General features: G+C 70.8%; 12 protein-coding genes. 2 read left to right on the forward strand and 10 right to left on the reverse strand.

What is annotated here, in order from left to right; all coding sequences use genetic code 11:
• On the reverse strand, window positions 1-534 hold the full coding sequence (locus tag AGRA3207_RS36065) for a hypothetical protein (RefSeq protein ID WP_231331786.1): 534 nt from the start codon (window positions 532-534) through the stop codon (window positions 1-3).
• Window positions 535-547: 13 nt separating this feature from the next.
• The gene (locus AGRA3207_RS36070; protein WP_231331788.1) at window positions 548-1777 is read right to left on the reverse strand and encodes a hypothetical protein; all 1230 of its coding nucleotides are present in this window, start codon (window positions 1775-1777) and stop codon (window positions 548-550) included.
• 247 nt (window positions 1778-2024) lie between these two features.
• Here AGRA3207_RS36070 and AGRA3207_RS36075 point away from each other — a divergent pair, with 247 nt between their 5' ends.
• A complete protein-coding gene (locus tag AGRA3207_RS36075; RefSeq protein ID WP_231331789.1) occupies window positions 2025-2549 on the forward strand; it encodes a pyridoxamine 5'-phosphate oxidase family protein in 525 nt (174 codons plus the stop codon).
• A 96-nt stretch (window positions 2550-2645) separates the two neighbouring features.
• Here the strand turns inward: AGRA3207_RS36075 and AGRA3207_RS36080 are convergent, their stop codons facing one another.
• The 5 genes from AGRA3207_RS36080 to AGRA3207_RS36100 all read right to left on the reverse strand — a co-directional run bounded on the left by AGRA3207_RS36080 (window position 2646) and on the right by AGRA3207_RS36100 (window position 8153).
• Entirely contained in the window at window positions 2646-3623 is a 978-nt protein-coding gene (locus AGRA3207_RS36080; protein ID WP_231331791.1) for an Lrp/AsnC family transcriptional regulator, read from the reverse strand.
• 585 nt (window positions 3624-4208) lie between these two features.
• The gene (locus AGRA3207_RS36085) at window positions 4209-4940 is read right to left on the reverse strand and encodes a DUF7873 family protein (protein WP_231331792.1); all 732 of its coding nucleotides are present in this window, start codon (window positions 4938-4940) and stop codon (window positions 4209-4211) included.
• Between the two features lie 211 nt (window positions 4941-5151).
• A complete protein-coding gene (locus AGRA3207_RS36090) occupies window positions 5152-6015 on the reverse strand; it encodes a helix-turn-helix domain-containing protein (protein ID WP_231331794.1) in 864 nt (287 codons plus the stop codon).
• Window positions 6016-6024: 9 nt separating this feature from the next.
• A complete protein-coding gene (locus AGRA3207_RS36095) occupies window positions 6025-6864 on the reverse strand; it encodes an alpha/beta fold hydrolase (RefSeq protein WP_231331796.1) in 840 nt (279 codons plus the stop codon).
• A gap of 116 nt (window positions 6865-6980) precedes the next feature.
• Window positions 6981-8153 (reverse strand): winged helix DNA-binding domain-containing protein, encoded by a 1173-nt coding sequence (locus AGRA3207_RS36100; protein WP_231331797.1) that lies wholly within the window; start codon window positions 8151-8153, stop codon window positions 6981-6983.
• 575 nt (window positions 8154-8728) lie between these two features.
• Here AGRA3207_RS36100 and AGRA3207_RS36105 point away from each other — a divergent pair.
• Complete coding sequence (locus tag AGRA3207_RS36105) at window positions 8729-11173, forward strand: M28 family peptidase (protein WP_231331798.1); 2445 nt, start codon at window positions 8729-8731, stop codon at window positions 11171-11173.
• A gap of 569 nt (window positions 11174-11742) precedes the next feature.
• Here AGRA3207_RS36105 and AGRA3207_RS36110 read toward each other — a convergent pair.
• The 3 genes from AGRA3207_RS36110 to AGRA3207_RS36120 form a co-directional block, all read right to left on the reverse strand.
• Complete coding sequence (locus AGRA3207_RS36110; protein WP_231331799.1) at window positions 11743-12732, reverse strand: prolyl oligopeptidase family serine peptidase; 990 nt, start codon at window positions 12730-12732, stop codon at window positions 11743-11745.
• Window positions 12733-13084: 352 nt separating this feature from the next.
• Window positions 13085-14047 (reverse strand): LysR family transcriptional regulator, encoded by a 963-nt coding sequence (locus AGRA3207_RS36115; protein WP_231331800.1) that lies wholly within the window; start codon window positions 14045-14047, stop codon window positions 13085-13087.
• Window positions 14048-14131: 84 nt separating this feature from the next.
• Complete coding sequence (locus tag AGRA3207_RS36120; RefSeq protein ID WP_231331801.1) at window positions 14132-15025, reverse strand: amidohydrolase family protein; 894 nt, start codon at window positions 15023-15025, stop codon at window positions 14132-14134.
• Window positions 15026-15029: the final 4 nt, after the last annotated feature.

The raw sequence follows: 15029 nt of genomic DNA on the forward strand, positions 1-15029 counted from the left end.
TCAGCGGACCAGGATGATGACCAGGAGGAGCAGGGCGAGCCCGGCCACCGGCGGGACGATCCAGATCCACACGGGGCGGGACGGCGCGGCGGCGGGCTCCGGTTCCCGGGGGCGCGCCGGCACGGGGACGGGACGGGTCCGGGGTGTCCGCTCGGCCCGTTCGGCCCGCCAGAGCTCGGCATACCTGCGGAGCCCGCGCTCGTGGGCGGCGACGAGGTCGGCGGCGCCCACCGAGGACGGCTCCCCGGCGACGGCGAGCCCCTCGATGGCGCGGATCGCGCGTCCGTGCTCGTCCCGGACGGGGCCGGGGACATCGAGGTCCGCCGCCGTCAGCTCGATCTCCCTGTAGACGGCGTGGTGCCCGGATCCGTAGGGGACGACGCGGTAGCGCGGGTCCGCGGGGAACGCCCGTCCGGTGTTCCGGGAGACGGCCCGGCGCAGGTCATGCCCGGCGTCCCCGTCCGGGCCGAGAATGAGCCGCTCGCCCACCGAGTAACGGCGGGCCAGCAGGAATGGGACCGCCCCCTCGTCCACCGGCGCGCCCCCCTCATCTCCGCCTGGGCGGTTCGTAGGTCAGCTTCGACTCCTGGAAGCGGGCGTCGAACGCCTGCATCTCCTCGTCGATCAGGCTCGCGAGATAGAACGCGGCGCCCTCCACGGTACGCACCCCGGCGAGCCGCCGCGCCCGGACCCTGCGGTACTGCCGCCGCGCCGACCGGCCGAGGGCCATGCCGGGGACGACCAGCAGCCGCCCGACCTTGGGCACCCCCACCAGGGCCGCGGTGAGGACCGCGAACACGTTGATGTGCACGCCGGTCGGCCCGACCTTCAGTTCCGACGCCGACTGCGCCGCCCGCCCGAACTCGACGGCCGCGCGCCGGTCCGCCTCGATCTCCGCCGGGTCCCGCGGGACGGTCGCGATCTGCACGAAGTGGTCGGTGATGTCGGCGACGGCCGCCGCCAGCGGGACGATCACGTTCTGCCGGCTGAGGCGCCCGCCCGGATCACGTTGCACGGTCATATCCTCGCCGAGGAACGCGACCCCGCCATAGCCGCTCACGGGGATCAGGCGCACCCGGCCCAGAAGCGACTTCCTGAACCGCTGGCGCCGGGAGGTGCGGTTGGCGACGAACACCGCGAACCCCGTCTCGGGCGGCGTGGCCAGCAGCGCGTCGCGCACCTCGGTGAACGTGAAGCGACCCTCGAACAGATCCCACTTGGTCACCAGGAAGTGCACGGGCTGCGCGGCGCCCTTGAGACGCCCGACCACCCGCGCCAGGTTGTCCAGGAACGCCTTTTCGTCCCGCGGCCCGGAGCGCAGCATGTACTTCAGCAACTGGTGGCCGTCGATGATGCCCAGCAGGGCGTCCGCGGCGGCGAGACGCTCGTCGAACTCGGCCGCCTCCTCCTGGAACAGGTCGGCGTCGGGGAGGAACTCGCCCGCGTAGTCGAGGTAGGTCAGCGTCAGCACCGGATACCTGCTGCCGACGAGCTGGTTCCGCCAGGTGATCCTCGACGCCTCGACGACCAGGCGGAAGGTGAACTCCCTGATCCCCTCGCCCGTCAGCGTGCTCGCCGGCCACTCCTGGCACGGATCCGCGGCCTGCCGGTGGATCCGGTCGAGTTCCGCCGCCTGCGCCGACTGGGCCAGTGACACCGCCACACCCGGGAACGGATCGCTCTTCACCTCGTTGTGCAACGCCGCGAGATAGGTCGTCTTGCCCGCGCCGGGCGCACCCAGCGCGATGACGTTCAGCGCCGCACGCTCCTCGCCCACGACAGACACCCCCCAGTGGTCATCCGATTCCGGAAAGCCAGAATGCCCGCCCCGGCCCGTCTTCGGCGCCCGGTCAGTCCGGATTGCCCGCAAGAGGACACCCGGCCGTCGGCCGGTCCCACGGAGTCCGGCGGCACGCGCGCCCCGGGGACGGTCGCCCGGCCGCCGCCATCCGTTCCGATTCCGATGACTTCTGGGTCGCGTGATGGTCCACCCTTTGACACGCGATTCGACCGGAGGTGATCACATGGCCGCGCACGAGCCCGTCCAGACCACCAACCTCGACGGCTACGGGAACAAGCCGCTGCCTTGGAGCAGGGCATGGAACCGGGTGGAAGCCGACCTGCCCAAGATGGAGACCGCGGGGTTCCTCGCGACGGCGGGGCCCGACGGCCGTCCCCACTCCACGGGGATCGGCGCCCTGAAGGTCGGTGATGACATCTACTTCACCAGCGGGCCGCGCACCCGCAAGTCGCGCAACCTGGCGTCCAACCCGGCGTGCACGCTCTCCCTGCGGCTGGAGGGGATGGACCTGGTCCTCGAAGGCGAGGCGACCAGGGTCACCGACGGCGCGACGGTGCAGAGGGTCGCGCGCGCCTACAGCGAGAGCGGCTGGCCCGCCGAAGCGGAGGGCGACGCGCTGACCGCCCCCTTCAGCGCGCCCAGTGCGGGACCCCCGCCCTGGTATCTCTACCGGCTCGCCTTCGACGTCGCCTTCGGAGTGGCCACCGCCGAACCTCACGGCGCGACCCGCTGGCGCTTCGAGCGCTGACCCCGGCGACCCGGGCACAGGCGACCCGGCGGGGTACGTGGCGGGCGGCGCCCGGAGGGGAGGAGCGTCCGTCGGCGGCCGGGGCCGTCGCGCCGCTCACCTCGGCGGCCGCCCGCCGGGCAGCGTCCCGGCGGCCTTGACGGTCCGCAGCACCGGCGCGGTCTCGATCGCGCCGATCTGTTCGAGCGCGCTGAGCTTGCAGGTCAGGTAGTGGTAGAGGTCGGCGGGGGAGGCGCACAGCGCCTGGGCGAGCAGGTTGGTGGGGCCGGTGGTGGCCGCGACGACCGCGAGCTCGTCGTGGGTCGCGAGCGCGGACGCCACGTCCTCAAGGTGGGCGGGCGCGATCGACATCCACAGCAGGGCCTGGGTGGTGACCCCGTAGACGGCGGTGTCGATCTCGACGTCGAAGAAGAGGGCACCGGAGGCGCGCAGGCCGGTGAGGCGGCGCGCCACCGTGGCCTGGGACCAGCCGGTGGCCGCGGCGAGGACGGAGTAGGAGGCGCGGCCGTCCTGCCCGAGGGCCTCGATGAGACGCCGGTCCGCGTCGGCGGGCGGCGGTGCATGCCCGCCCGGGGGGACGGCGGGGGGCGCGAGCCGTTCCTGCTGCGCGGGGGTGAGTGCCCGAAGCCGCCCGCGCCAGGTGGTGGGGCCGCCGAGGTACGTGTGCAGCATCAGGTGCGCCGACACCGCGGTGATCCCGCCTCGGCGCGGGATGTCGTGCAGCAGCAGCGAGCGCGACGCGTCGGCGTCGTGCGGCGCCTGGACGACCGCGAAGATCTCCGTGCCACCGGAGGTCAGCTTGACCCAGGAGGTGTCGGCGCGCCGGGCCAGCGAGTGCGCGACGGCCTGGGAGGCGGTGGGCGTGGTCGTGAGACGCACGACCCATGAGGAAAGGCCCGCCCTGTCCCGCTCGGCGAGGCCCACCACCCGCAGTCCCGCGTGCGCGCGCAGGCGCCGGTAGCGGCGGGCCACGGTCTGCGTGGAGACGCCGAGGACGTCGGCGATCCTGCTGAAGGGCGCCCGCCCGTCGACGTGCAGCGCGTGGACCAGGCCGCGGTCCACCTCGTCCAGCATGACGCGATCGTTTCATGTCCGCGTGATCCATCGAATGAATCCTCATCCCGGCGTCACCGGCTGGAGAAGACGCGCGGCATGGCCGAAGCTCCTTCCGACCGGCACTCTCCGGTGGGGGCGCGATGCTCGTCCAGGAGAAGGCGCCGCCCGGCGCGGCACGGTCAAGGGCGGGCGCTCTGAGACTCCTCGCACGTGACGGCAGCGGGCCCCGGAGCATGCCCATGCTCCGGGGCCCTCGGTGTTCCGCCCACGTGCACACGCCGACGGCGTTTAAGGAGGCGGATCAGTCCTGAGGCCGCTGTGCTCTGCCCTTGAGCTACCGCGGCAGGAAGAGCCGCGGGCCAGATTCGAACTGGCATCCAGCGAGTGCCGTCCGCCTCCGCTCGATCCGGCGATGAGCGGAGAGTGCTGAGTCTGGAGCGAGAATCTGAGTGTGACGGGCTGCCTCTGCCTGTTGGGCCACCCGGGCCCGAATGCCCGGGGGAGGACTCGAACCTCCACTGTCACCGCGTTTCAGATTGAACTTCATTCTCAGCTTCCGGGGCCTGCGCCCCGGCCCCCGCGCTCCAGCGGGGGAGTCCTCGGTCAGGAGAAAAGGTAGGCGAACACCGCCTCGCCGACCTTCCTGTCGGTCACCTCGATGCCGTTGGCCTCCTCGCGCGCGAACTTCACCGCGGACTGCAGCTTGGCGACGCGCTCACGCAGCTCGTTCACGCGCCGGGCAGGAAGTGAGCCGGAGAACGCGGTCTTCGTCCACGTCCCGACGATGACGTCCTCGGTGTAGGTCTCCACCTGCGCGGGGTGCTCCGTGGTCGCCTCGTACAGCACGTGCGCACGCGGGATCTTCTTGGTCCGCGTCGTCTTCACCGGCTCGGTCCGCCACACGTCCGCGGACTCGTCGAACGTCCACGACTCGGCGGCGTCCAGCACCGGAAGCTTGTCCACGAACGTGTGGAGGTCGGTGAGCTGCTTCTCCAGGAAGAGCAGATACGAGACGGGGACCTGCGCGAGGATCGTCCGCCCGTCCACGACCACGTCGGCGCGGGCGTCGCAGTTCGCCCAGTCCTTCGTCGCCACGACGTCGAAGAGCCGGGTGAGCGCCCTCGCCGCCTCGGCCAGCATCTCCTCGGCCTTCACCTGCACCCGCGTCGACTCGGGCGGCAGGACCTCGCCCTCGTCGTCGAGCGGCTGGTAGGTCCGGGAGATCCCCGTCAGCAGCGGCATCTTCTGAACGCGGTGATGGATGTCGGTCAGCTCACGCTGCGCGCGCGACTTCGCGCCCTTCTCGACCGCGATGATCTGATTCAGCTTCGCCACCGGTATTGTCCTCCCCCTCATGTGACGAGGCGCAACGCTACTGTCCCGGTGCGGGCCGCGCATCTCGATTTCGAAAAGGCGGAAAGGGGCGGCGGGCCGACGGCGGAGGCCCGGACCAGATAGTCGGCCAATTCGTCCGGCCGCGAAAGCATCACCCTATGGCTGCCGGGATCGGTGGGCGCGGGGCGGCCCCGCCTCGTGCCCGGGCCGTTCAGCGGACGGCGGGGATCGTCGCAGGTCGGCCCGGCCATGAGTCCGGCCACGCGACGTCGTCGATCGCGAGCCAGGGCGCGTCGGCGACGGCCGTGGGCGTGAGCCCGGTGAACGACGTGACCTCGCGGTGGAGGTGGGCCTGGTCGGCGTAGCCGCTCCGGGCGGCGGCGGCCGCGGCGCCGTGACCCGCCGCGAGAAGATGGGCGGCGTGGTCGAAGCGCACCAGCCGGGCGGCGCGTTTGGGCGTGATGCCGAGCTGGGTCCGGAAGCGCGACCACAGGCGCTTGCGGCTCCACCCGACGTCGCCGGCCAGCTCGTCGACCCTGACGCGTCCCCGGCCGCCGAGCGTCCGGCGCCAGATGTGGGCGACCTCGGGATCGACGTCCCTGAGGGCCGGCCGCCGGACGAGGAGGTCCCTCGTGATCGCGAACCGCTCGTCCCACGACGCGGCGGCCCGCAGCCGCTCCTCGAACCGCCCGGCGGCGCGGCCCCAGACGTCCTCCAGGGGGACCACCATCCCGCTGAGCTCGGCCGATGCGCCGAGCACCGCCGCCGCGGCGATCGGCGACAGGCGGATCTGGAGGCACTCGCCGCTCCGCCCGCCCGCCCGGAGCCGGTCCGGGAGGAGCCCGGCGACGAAGCTGCCCCGCCGGCGCCGCCCGTGCGCGTCGTGGACGATGCCCCCGTCCTCGCTCAGATCCACGATCAGGGTGACGGACGGATGCGCGACCATCGCGATGTCCACGGGCGCGGAGAAGCGCTGACGGAATCCGGCCATGCCGACCCCGGGCAGGCGATGCGTCCGGCGCGGGACGGCCACGTCCACCCACGTCCAGTCGAATGATGCTCCGCTCGGCGGCATGTGCCGAGACTAACCCTTGGGGGCCACGGGCCCGCCGGCGTCGCGGCCCGCCGCCACGAAGTCCAGCAGCAGCCCGCCCGTGGCCTGGGGCGCCTCGAAGACGGGCAGGTGCCCGACGCCGGGGACCATCTCGACCCGTGCGCCCGGCACCGCGTCGTACTGGCGGGCCGACGACGGGTCCCAGCGGGGATCGGCATCACCGAAGATCACCAGCACCGGGACGCCGAGGGCGGCGAGGCGCTCGGGCACGCTCCGCTCGGCGAGGTACGCGCCATAGCAGCGCAACACCGCCCTGAACGCGCGGTAAGTGATCCTCTGGACATCGCGGACCAGATCGTCCGGGAGGTCGACCGGGCGCGCGGCCGTCGCGTCGATCGCGCTGCGGATCCGCGCGTCCGAACGCCGTGTCCACAGCAGCGGGCCGAGCGGCGGGCCCAGCAGGAACCTGAGGATCGGCGGCTCGGGGAGCAGCGCGCCGGTACTCGGGCCGGTGCTGATCAACGCGAGCGAGCCCACCAGCCCGGGGCGCCGCTCGGCGAGCGAGGTGGCGACGTAGCCGCCGCTGGAGTGCCCGACCACGGTGACGTGGCGAAGCCCGAGGTCGTCGAGCAGCGCGGCGACCCGGTCCGCCTGGCGGGGCACCTCGTACGACGGTGCGGGAGGGGACTGGCCGCAGCCCGGAAGGTCGACGCGGATGACGTGGTGATGTTCGGCAAGCGCAGGGACCACCGGGCTCCAGAAGGTTCCCGCGGCCCCCGATCGGTGGATGAGCACCAGCGCGGGCGCGTGCCGCGGGCCGTCGTGGACCACGTGCATCCCATGCGGGGACTCGACGTCGTACTCACTCATGGAAGGGATGATGCGTGGACGGCCGCCTGCCGGTCTTGAACGAATGTTCCCGCAGAACCGTCGACGCCGCGCAGCCGTGACGAACGTCCGGGGCGGAGCGGTCGCCGGGACCGGCTTTACAACAGCCTCGTCGAAACGACTGCGCGGACACCGAGGAACGCGCCCAGCTCGTCGGCCGCGGCCTGGAGCGCGGCGGTCTCGGCGGCGTCGAACGGCCGGTAGAGCGCCGCTTCGACCGCGACGCCTCCGGCCCTGACCGTGCGCTTCCAGCGGCCTGTCACCTGCGTGTCGACCAGGATGACGCCGTTCGGGAGGGAGGTCTCCTCCGATGCCGCCGACGCCAGACCGGCGAGGTCGAGCAGGTGTTTGCTCTGCCTGTAGCCGACGATGAACTCGTCGTACCCCTGCAACAGCCGCACCGACGGGGACGGCGCCGGCGCGGGAGCCTCTCCGGGCGCCGACCAGTAGGTGACGCCGCCGATGTCGATGCTCTCCAGCGTTTCGGCGGCAAGGGAGAGACCAGCGGAGATGTCGGCACGGGTGAGGCTCGACCACCACGCCAGGTCCTTCACCGTCGCCGGGCCATGGCCGGTGAAGTACCGGCGGACGAGCTCGGCCAGCGCCGCCTCGCGTTCCAGGTGCGGCGCCTGGGGGACCCGCTCCTCAAGCAAGGCGTACGTGTGCTGCCTGCCCCGCAGCGGTCCGCTGCAGATCACCCGCTCCAGTTCGGCGTGCATGAGGATGTATCCGAGCCTGAAACCCGCCGCGGCGATGCCGTGGCGTGCGAGCAGCGCCGCGACCTCCGTGCGGGTCAGGTGGTTTCCGCCGGCGACGGCGTCCGCGATCAGATCGGTGGATCGGCGCAGCAGCGGGCCGTCGAGCTCGCTGCGGCGGTAGGGATAGGCGTTGAGCGCGTGCACCCGCGGCGCCGTCAGCCCCAGCAGCCAGCGCAGGTCGGCGGGGGCCACGAAGTGCCATGTCGGACGCAGCACATGCGTGCGCAGGATGCCGCCGTCGTCGAACACGCGATCCAGGCCGGCGTCCGTGACCCCGGTGCCGAGCCGCTGCGCGACGGCCCACTTCGCGGGGTGGTAGTCCTGCGACTGCAGCGCCCCGAACCAGCCGACCACATCGGCGGCGCCGGCGAACGCGGCCGGCTGCGCGCCGTCCAGTCCGGTGGCGCCGGCGCGGCGGCGGGCCAGCCCGATCCCGTTCGACGCGGCGTCCGGCACGGGGGCGTCGGACGGCGGGCCGCCGGGGACGACGTTCGTACGCTCGTCGATGGGCATGCGGCCGCTCCCCGGGGATCTGCTCGTCGGCCCCCAGTATGACCGGAGCCGGATCCCGAACTTCGGCCTCCCCGTCTGCGTAATGCCGGACGACGGCCTCACCCGGGGAGTGGGGCCGTCGCAATCGGGAATGGTGCCGGGCCCATTGCAGCAGGGCCATGACGATCATCCGGATGGGACTCGATCGGCCCTCAAGCGGAAGGGTGATGCGGCGAACGCCTATTCGATACGGCAAGCCTTCACAGGCGGCGCGGGCTGGGAACGGCCGGGTCTGCGGCGGTGCGCGCGACCCTGCCCGCCGCGGCAATTTGGCAGTTTTCGCGAAAGCCGCGCAGCTCAAGCCGTATAGCCGCGGAGCTATGCCCAAATGCGAGGGCCCCCAAGCGTTCATGAGATGTCAATCTCATCTGCGTAAGACGCGATGACCGTCCACGCGCCGCACAGCTCCCCAGTCCGTGTGCGCGTCGCCATTCCCGGTTCCGTCGTCGCGTCGGCCGCCGCCCCGACCCCACGGGGCGGCCTCACCCCCGCCCTGATGGAGGCATGCGGCTGTGAAACGCAGAAATCATCTCCTCGTGACCACCGTGGTCACCGCGCTCGCGGTCACGGGCATGGCGGCTCCCGCCATGACGTCCACCCAGAGCAGCCAAGGAAAGAAGGCCGATCCGAAGGCGGCCGCGATGGCGTCGGCGGACCGGCTGATCGCCGAGAACGCCGCCGACCTGCACACCGGAAAGGACGAGAAGTACATCCGGTCGCAGGTGGTCGGCACGCCGTGGGACCAGTACTACGTCGCCTATGAGCGCACGTACCACGGCCTTCCCGTGGTCGGCGGCGACTTCGTCGTCGCGACCGACGGGAAGGGCCAGGTGCGCACCCTGTCGGTGGCGCAGAAGCAGCAGATCACGGTCGGCGTCACCCCGAAGGTCAGCGAGTCCGCGGCCGCGGGCAGCTCCCGCAGCGCGCTGACCAAGCCCGACGGCACCGAGCTCAAGCCGCGCCTGGTCGTGCACGCGCTGTCCAAGCCCCGGCTCGCGTGGGAGACGGTCGTCTCCGGCCGCGACGGCAAGCAGCCGAGCCGCAAGAAGGTCTACATCGACGCCCAGACCGGCAAGCGCTTCGATGAGCAGGAGACCATCCACGCGGGTACGGGCACCGGTATCTGGGAGGGCCCGAACCTGACCATCGGGACGACGCAGTCCGGCGGCAGCTACACGATGCGCGACCCGAACCGGGCCGGCATGACGTGCGCCGACCACAGCGGCAACCGGATCTTCACCGGCCCGGACGACACCTGGGGCAGCACGTCCAAGACCGACAAGGAAGCCGGCTGCGTGGACGTCATGTACGCCGCCGCCGGCTTCTGGGACCTGCTGAAGAGCTTCGGGCGTACCGGCCTGCGCAACAACCAGTGGGCCCCGGCGAAGGTCGGCCTCAACGAGGTCAACGCCTACTGGAACGGCTCCGACGCCAGCTTCGGCCACAACCAGAGCAACCAGTGGATCACCTCGACCGACGTGGTGGACCACGAGTTCGGCCACGGCCTGGACAACTTCACCCCGGGCGGCATGTCCGGCGGCGGGACCCAGGAGTTCGTCGGAGACGTGTGGGGCGCGGTCGTCGAGCACTTCCTCAACAACCCGGCCGACACCCCCGACTACACCGTCGGTGAGCTCGTCAACCTGGTCGGGAACGGCCCGATCCGCAACATGTACAACCCGTCGCAGGTCAACAACGACCCGAACTGCTACTCCGCCTCCGTCCCGCGGATGGAGGTCCACAAGGCGGCCGGTCCGGGCAACCACTGGTTCTACCTGCTCGCCGAGGGCTCCAGCCCGGGCAACGGCAAGCCGAACAGCCCGGTCTGCGCCGGTGGCCAGCTGACGGGGATCGGCGTCATGAACGCCGCGAAGATCTTCTACAACGCGATGATGCTCAAGACCTCCGGCACGAGCTACCCCAAGTACCGGACGCTGACGCTGACCGCGGCGAAGAACCTCGACAAGACCTGTGAGCAGTTCAACAAGGTCAAGGCGGCGTGGGACGCCGTCCAGCTGGGCGCGCAGTCCGGTGACCCGACCTGCACCCCGGGTGTCGGCGACACGAGCGCCTACACGATCGGCGGTGGTTCCCCAAAAGTAACGGCGGCGCCTGACGTCCCTGTCGAGAACGTCAAGGCGCACCTGCAGCAGCTGCAGACGATCGCGACGGCCAACGGCGGCACCCGCCGCTCCACCGGCGCCGGCTACACCGGCTCGGTGTCCTACATCGAGGGCAAGCTCAAAGAGGCCGGGTTCACCGTGGCCCGCCAGCCCTGCACCTCCGGCTGCACCAGCGGCGCCGGACCCAACCTGATCGCCGACTGGCCCGGCGGCAACGACAACACCGTCTACATGTTCGGCGCCCACCTCGACAGCGTCGCCGCCGGACCGGGCATCAACGACAACGGCACCGGCTCGGCCGCCCAGCTGGAGGTCGCACTCCAGCTCGCCAAAGCCAAACCCGCCATGCTCAACCACGTCCGCTTCGGCTGGTGGACCGACGAAGAACAGGGCCTGCGCGGCTCCAAATCCTACGTCGGCCGCCTCACCGCCGCCGAAAAGACCAAGATCAAGGGCTACTTCAACTTCGACATGGTCGGCTCCCCCAACCCCGGCTACTTCATCGACAACCTCAGCACCCCCCTGGCCGGCAACCTCAAGGAATACTTCGACACCCTGAAGATCCCCACCGAAGAAGTCGCCGAATGCTGCAGCGACGACGGCTCCTTCCGCGACGCCGGCATCGCCACCACCTTCCTGTTCACCGGCGCCCCGGCCAAAAAATCCGCCGCCCAGGCACAAAAATGGGGCGGCACCGCCAACCAGGCCTTCGACCGCTGCTACCACCAGGCCTGCGACCGCTACCCCGACAACATCGACACCACCGCCCTGGACCGCTGCTCCGACGCGATCGCCCACGCCCTGTGGAAGGTCGCCGTCAGCCCCCAGGCACCACCTGCCACCAGCAGGCGGTCCTGACCCCACCCGGATCCGCTGACACCGCGATCCGGGACACCACCAGCAGCGACCACTAACACAGTCAGAACGTGCCCGGTCCGGCCTCTCTCTACAGGGGTAGGGAAGCTGGACCGGGCACACCCATGCCCGCGAACAGATCCGGATCGCCTTCCTGACGCTGGACATGGGCCGGGGCGTCAGCGAGATCGAACCGCCGCAGCGGCTTGGCGTGAAGTCGGCCTCGACCTCGATCATCTCGGCCTCTTCCCACCTGGGCCTTGCGCTGTTCACCACGCAGATCTGCTCGGGCCCGATCCTCGGCGCGGGTCTCGGACGCCACTCGCGGGGATAACGGAGCGCTCATCGCAGGCGTCGCGACGGTCGCGTTCGCGTCCGAGACGTGGGCCTCGCTTGGGCAGTCCTCGTGGCGGGGCTGGGCGCTGACAGCGCCGGTGCCACCGCCGGGCTGTGGCCCCGGCGGTGGCACCGGCGTTCTTCATTCGCGTGTCGGCATCACGTGCCTCACGCGGCGAGGCGGGCCGCCCCACTGAGCGCGGTCAAGGGCGTTGGACGGGTCCGCCGAACGGGTTCTAACCGTGGTCGTGTGACCGCGTGACGCCGGTGCCGAGTGCGGTATCGAGGAACGTGATGATGTGATCCCAGGTGGGATTGGGACTGCCGTTGCTGACGGTCTCCTTGCAGTTGCTGACCGTGTAGCCCGTCTGCTTGCCGAAGCGGGACGGGTTCATGACGTCGTTCATGTTGTGGTTGGCGTCGGGCACGGAGATGAACTGGGTCTCGCGGCAGGACGCCTTGAGGGCCTGGTACAGCATCACCGACTGTTCGTGGTTGACGACACTGTCGGCCTGGCCGTGCAGGAGCATCAGCGGCGGATCGGATTTGTCGACGTGGGTGATGGGGCTGGCCTGGGCGGCCTTCTCTTTGCAGGCGGTCACAGCGCAGCCGAGCAGTTTCTCCTGCGGGCTGTTGCCCCCGCCGCCGCCCAGCTTGCTCAGGTCGCTGACGCCGTAGAAGGCGACACCGGCCTGCACGTTGCTGGGCTGGCCGGTGGTGCCGATGTCGCCTTCCAGGGACTCCTCGCCACCGGTGAGGGTGGCCATCTGGGTGGTCCAGCCGCCGGACGAGTCGCCCATGTAGGCGAACCGCTTCGGGTCGAGCCGGTACTTGGCGGCGTTCGCGCGCAGGAAGCGGATCGCGGCCTTGAAGTCGTAGACCTGGGCCGGGAACTGCGCCTGCGAGCTGGACCGGATGCTGACCCCGGCCACGGCGTACCCCCTGGCGTTGAGGACGCCGGCGAAGCTGTCGGCACGCGACTTGCCGTCGTCGCGCTGCCAGGCCGAACCCGCCGTCCAGATCACCAGCGGACGGGCCTCGCCGCCGGCCGGCAGGTAGAGGTCGAGCAGGTGGCCCTTGCTGGTCGCGGGCTGCGCGGGAGCGTAGGCGACGTCCTTGATCACCTCGGCCAGGCGGGTCTCCCGGGCCGACGCCGGCGTCATGCCGGCCGTCATGCCCAGCAATGCCGCCGAAGCGGCGATCGCCACGCCGGTTCGCATTTTCATGAATCTCCTCGGGTGAAGTTCGATGCGCCTTTGCGGGCGCATCAGCGGGGGGCTACTCCCGGGATTTGTTTCCTTCGCCTCCGGACGGTAGGCGACCGCCCGGCCCGCCGTCAACGGTTGATCATGTCATCCGGAATGCGAAGCCGGGCGTCGGCGCGTTGAGCAGGAACTTCTCTTTGGCATAAACCGAACGAATCGATTTCGGTATGGCCTGGGCTTGGGTAGAGGACACTCGATCGCTTGTGATCCCGAACCTCGATGGAAGAACGGTGCCGATATACGGCATCGGATTCTTTTATTCGGGTGCGCTGATCCCGGATCGGTTTACGGCGGCCGATGATAGGCCGGCTTGTCAGGCGCCGTGGGCGATGCTCGGCTCTGTGCGCAGCAGGTGGTAGAAGTCGGTTTGGTCGCGGATATGGGACCAGTATGCTGCCCGCGCCAGTTCCAGCATGGTGGTCATCCGGTCGGCGAGCCGCCCGTCCCGGGGGCTGAGGAGGACGTGCCGCAGCGTGAGGGGACGCCCGGCGATCGGCCGGATGGCGAGTCCGGGAGCGGGACCGCAGGCGGCCTGGCAGGCGGCGACGCCCCGTCCGGCCGCCACGAGGGCGCGGACGGAGTCGGGGCTCGGGGTGATGTAGCGCACCCGGGGTTCGAATCCGGCCTGCCCGCAGGTGGCGATGAAGCAGTCGGGCCAGCCCGCGCCGTCCGGGGGACCCATGATCCAGGTCCGGTCGGCGAGATCGCCCAGCGGGACCTCGCTCAGGCGGGCGAGCGGGTCGGCCGCGGGCAGCGCGAGGAAGATCGGTTCCCGGACGATCGTGGCGCACCGCACCTCCGCGGAGGGCCGCAGTTCGTAGCCTCGGTAGTCCACCGTCGTGGCGAGGTCGAACCGGCCGGCGCCGACGAGGTCCCAGAGCAGCGACGGGGAGTAGTGCAGGGTCAGCCGGACGTCGGCGCCGTCGAGGTGGTCGCCGAGCCGTTCGGCCAGGCCGATCGCGAGGTGGCCCCTGCATACGCCGCCGAGGCTGATGGACGCGCCACCGGACTGCCGTGATCGCGTGACGCTGCCCCGGAGCCCGGCGACGCCGTGCAGGATCGCGCGCGCCTGCAGGAGGACGAGCTCGCCGACCGGTGTCGGCAGCATCCCGCGGCTGCTGCGGTCGAACAGCGCGGCGCCGAGTTCGCCTTCGATCTGTTTGAGCCTCGCGGTCAGCGCGGGCTGGGATATGTGCATGGCCGCGGCGGCCTTCGTCAGGCTGCCGGTTTCGGCGATCGCGCACACGGTGTGCAGGTGACGCAATTCAAGGTCCATTGTTCACGGCGCCGATCGTTTCTCCGCCGCAGGGGTCCATCGAGGTGGCGGTCTTGGGGAGATGTCGTCCAGCGGTGCGCCTCGTCACTCCCTGTCGAGTTCGAGGGCGGCCTCGTCCAAGCCGAGGACGAGTTGGGCGTTCTTCTTGAGGATCAGTGATCTGGCCTCGGGTGTGATGGTTTCGAGGTCGTTGAATTCGCTGAGCCAGCGTTCGGGCGTCAGGAGGGGAAAGTCGGAGCCGAACAGCACCTTGTGACTGAGGTAGGTGGAGGCGGCCTTGACGAGCTGGGGCGGGAAATACCTGGGGGACCAGCCGGACAGGTCGATGTAGACGTTGGCCTTGTGGGTGGCCATGGCGATGGCTTCGTCCTGCCAGGGGACCGAGGGGTGGGCCAGGACGATGGTGAGGCCGGGGAAGTCGGCGGCGACCTCGTCGAGCAGCATCGGGTTCGACCGGCCCAGCTTGATGCCGCGTCCGCCGGGCAGCCCGGCGCCGATGCCGGTCTGGCCGGTGTGGAAGAGTGCCGGGACGCCCAGCTCCTGAATGGTCTCGTAGAGCGGGTAGTGGCGCTCGTGGTCGGGGCTGAAGTCCTGCAGGCTCGGGTGGAACTTGAAGCCGCGCGCGCCGTGGTCGTTGACCAGGCTCCGGGCGCGGTCCGCGGCGGCCGGGTCGTGCGGGTCGACCGAGCCGAAGGGGATGAGCACGTCTGCGTGGTGGGCGGCGGCATCGGCGATGTCCTCGCTGGACAAGGCGGGACGGCCGAGCGCGTGCGAGGCGTCCACGGTGAACACCACCGCGCCGATCCGGCGTTGGCGATAGTGGTCGGCGATGTGCTCCAGGGTGGGCGTGCGGTCGGTGCCGGATCTGAAGTAGCGGGCCGAGGCGTCCATCAGCTCGTGGTCGAGGGCGAGGTTTCCGTGGGCGTCCTGTTCGACGTGGACGTGGAAGTCGATCGCCCGCAGGGCGGTGGGATGCACGGCG

The sequence above is a fragment of the Actinomadura graeca genome (genome assembly GCF_019175365.1).
GTDB classification, from domain to species: domain Bacteria; phylum Actinomycetota; class Actinomycetes; order Streptosporangiales; family Streptosporangiaceae; genus Spirillospora; species Spirillospora graeca.

Excerpts from the sequence above, each read along its gene's own strand:
- AGRA3207_RS36090 (WP_231331794.1), bottom strand. The coding sequence starts at position 6,015 with ATGCCGCCGAGCGGAGCATCATTCGACTGGACGTGGGTGGACGTGGCC.
- AGRA3207_RS36100 (WP_231331797.1), bottom strand. The coding sequence starts at position 8,153 with ATGCCCATCGACGAGCGTACGAACGTCGTCCCCGGCGGCCCGCCGTCC.
- AGRA3207_RS36080 (WP_231331791.1), bottom strand. The coding sequence starts at position 3,623 with ATGCTGGACGAGGTGGACCGCGGCCTGGTCCACGCGCTGCACGTCGAC.
- AGRA3207_RS36110 (WP_231331799.1), bottom strand. The coding sequence starts at position 12,732 with ATGAAAATGCGAACCGGCGTGGCGATCGCCGCTTCGGCGGCATTGCTG.
- AGRA3207_RS36115 (WP_231331800.1), bottom strand. The coding sequence starts at position 14,047 with ATGGACCTTGAATTGCGTCACCTGCACACCGTGTGCGCGATCGCCGAA.
- AGRA3207_RS36075 (WP_231331789.1), top strand. The coding sequence starts at position 2,025 with ATGGCCGCGCACGAGCCCGTCCAGACCACCAACCTCGACGGCTACGGG.
- AGRA3207_RS36095 (WP_231331796.1), bottom strand. The coding sequence starts at position 6,864 with ATGAGTGAGTACGACGTCGAGTCCCCGCATGGGATGCACGTGGTCCAC.